The sequence below is a fragment of the Microbacterium sp. MMO-10 genome (genome assembly GCF_037148715.1).
Lineage (GTDB): Bacteria > Actinomycetota > Actinomycetes > Actinomycetales > Microbacteriaceae > Microbacterium.
In genome coordinates this window covers 1-2,472 of the sequence record NZ_JBBCSV010000010.1, presented here as the reverse complement: position 1 = coordinate 2,472, position 2,472 = coordinate 1, and the positions used below count along the sequence as shown (strand labels likewise).

Sequence of the window (2,472 nt, the reverse complement as noted above, 5' to 3'; positions counted from 1 at the left end):
AGCTTCGATAATGCGATGGCAGAAGCGGTCAACAACCTCTACAAGACCGAGCTGATCCGGCAACGCGGTCCCTGGAGGACCGTGGAGCAGGTCGAGCTCGCGACCCTCGAATGGGTGTGGTGGTGGAACAACTCCCGCCTCCACGGCGAGCTCGACATGCGCACCCCGCTCGAGGTCGAGCAGGCGTACTACGCTGACCAAGAATCAGCCCAGCCGGCCCCTGCCGGACAAAGCTCCCAATAGGAACGAAAGTCAGGCCGATTCAGAGATCATCTCAACAGTTGCCGCGCCGTCTTTGGATACAGCACCTCGGAGGTGATGGGAAATGGGGTCGAATGGGGGCCACATGGGCTGGTGGGGTATGGGCTGGAGTTGGGTCTTCCTCGTCCTGCTCGTGGTGGGAATTGTCACACTGATCGTGGTTCTTGTTCGAGTCTTCGCCGCACGTGGGCCTCGACAGACACCTCATCGCATCGGGACCAGTGGGGCTCGTGAGTTGCTGGATGAGCGCTATGCCCGTGGAGAAATTGACACCAGTGAGTACGACGAGCGACGTCAACGACTCGACGGAGCACCTGACGCATGAAACCGATCACCCGTCGACAGGCGCTCCAGCTCGGGGCTGTGGGAGGGCTCGGTGTCGCTATTGGAGGGATCGGTCTCTCTCAGACAGGTCTTCCCTGGGGTGGGCGCGTGGCTGATGGTGATCTGCTGGTTGAGCCAGAGGTGTTACGCAGCAGCGGTGGTTTGCTGCAGGTGGATCTTGTCGCCGCTCGTCGCGAGGTGACCATCGCCGGGCGACAGGTACAGGCCTTGACCTACGGGGGCACATTGCCGGGGAGAACCTGGTGGGTGCGACCGGGGGACACCATCGAGGTGCAGTTGCGTAACGAACTGGACACCCCAACCAACCTGCATACCCACGGGCTACAGGTTTCTCCCTCGGGGAATAGTGACAACCCCTTCCTCTCTATAGACCCTGGGCAGAGTTTTGGTTACCGGTTTACCTTGCCAGAGGATCACCCGTCTGGTGTGTGCTGGTATCACCCTCATCGGCATGGCTCAGTCGCTGACCAGCTATTCGGCGGCTTGTACGGTGCACTTATCGTCGAGGATGAAAAAATGCCGGTCAGTCGAGAGCGGGTGCTCGTCGTCTCCGACATTTCACTCACCGCTGGAGGACAGATCGCGACCGCCTCGGGGATGGACGTGATGATGGGCCGTGAAGGTGATCTCCTATTGGTCAACGGCCAGCACCGCCCACACATGTCGGCACGACCTGGGGAGCGGGAACGCTGGCGAGTGATCAATGCGTGCACTTCCCGTTACCTACGTTTGGCCTTGCCCGGGCAGCGCCTGGAGTTGCTGGGGATCGACGGGGGTCACGAACAGGCTCCCCGGGAAGTGCGGGACGTGCTCCTGGCTCCCGGTAATCGCGCCGACCTTCTCGTGAGCATGAGCGCCGGTAGTGGTGAGTTTCAGACACTGGGCTACGACCGTGGTGGAATGAGGATGGGAATGATGGGAGGTCGAAACCTCTCCGGAGCTGAGGCCATTGCCACGCTCACTGTCTCCGGGCAAGAGACTTCTACGCCAGATACGGTGCCAGTTCGCTCGCCGGTTCTTCGGGATCTACGCGAGCAGCCTGTTGCGCGGCGGCGGGAGATTGCCTTCACCATGGGAATGGGGTCGATGATGCGCGGTGGCGGGAGCATGATGGATCTCGGATTCGACGGTCGTACTTTCGACATCGACCGAGTTGACCAACGCGTTGCTGCGGGAGCCGTGGAAGAGTGGCTCATCACGAACCCCACACCCATGGATCACCCCTTCCATTTACACGTATGGCCGATGCAGGTGATCGAGACGGACGGGCAACCGGTCAGCGAACAGGTTTGGCGTGACGTCGTCAATGTTCCTGCCCAAGGTCGAGTGCGGGTGCTCATCGACTTCGTTCGTCACCCGGGGCGCACCGTATACCACTGCCACATCCTTGATCATGAAGATGCTGGCATGATGGCCATCGTCGATGTCGGCTGACCAGCTGCAGCGGCGTTGCGGCCTGGCCAAAACCCACCGCTGCCGCGTAGTTTCCGTTACTTGATGTTGCCGGATGCACCACGTATTGTTGAAGTAACACGGCAGGCTCGCTTCTCTAGATGAGACGCGAGCTTGTTCTTTTTCTACCTCAGTGCGAGACACCCAGGCTTGCCAAACGAGATTGGTCGTGAGGAACGAACTGGTGACAGGTTCGGTTTAGGCCGCGAGTGTGAGCGGCTCGGCTAGCTTGGCTTCGAACTCGATGGGCGTCAACCCGCCGAGGGTGTCCTGGGCTCGTTGACGGTGATACTTCCGCTCGATCCAAACGACGATCGCGAGCCGCAGATCCTGCCGTGTTGTCCACCGCTGCTGGTTCAGAACGTTCGTCTGCAGCAGTGACCAGAACGACTCCATGGCGGCGTTGTCTCCCGC

The 2,472-nt window shown here is 60.5% G+C and carries 4 protein-coding genes; 3 read left to right on the top strand and 1 reads right to left on the bottom strand.

What is annotated here, in order from left to right:
• The 3 genes from WFJ17_RS18645 to WFJ17_RS18635 all read left to right on the top strand — a co-directional run.
• On the top strand, positions 1-243 hold a 243-nt coding region (locus tag WFJ17_RS18645; protein WP_336649211.1), incomplete at its 5' end, for an integrase core domain-containing protein.
• A gap of 82 nt (positions 244-325) precedes the next feature.
• Positions 326-586, top strand: coding sequence for an SHOCT domain-containing protein (locus WFJ17_RS18640; protein WP_084603924.1), 261 nt, complete (start codon positions 326-328; stop codon positions 584-586).
• Positions 583-2,040, top strand: coding sequence for a multicopper oxidase family protein (locus WFJ17_RS18635; RefSeq protein WP_336649210.1), 1,458 nt, complete (start codon positions 583-585; stop codon positions 2,038-2,040). The genes WFJ17_RS18640 and WFJ17_RS18635 overlap by 4 nt, the downstream gene beginning before the upstream one ends.
• 216 nt (positions 2,041-2,256) lie before the next feature.
• Here WFJ17_RS18635 and WFJ17_RS18630 read toward each other — a convergent pair.
• A partial coding sequence (locus WFJ17_RS18630) for an IS3 family transposase (RefSeq protein WP_336649209.1) occupies positions 2,257-2,472 on the bottom strand: 216 nt, incomplete at its 5' end.

Bases quoted from the DNA above. Each gene is read 5' to 3' on its own strand.
- WFJ17_RS18640 (WP_084603924.1), top strand. From the start codon at position 326: ATGGGGTCGAATGGGGGCCACATGGGCTGGTGGGGTATGGGCTGGAGT.
- WFJ17_RS18635 (WP_336649210.1), top strand. From the start codon at position 583: ATGAAACCGATCACCCGTCGACAGGCGCTCCAGCTCGGGGCTGTGGGA.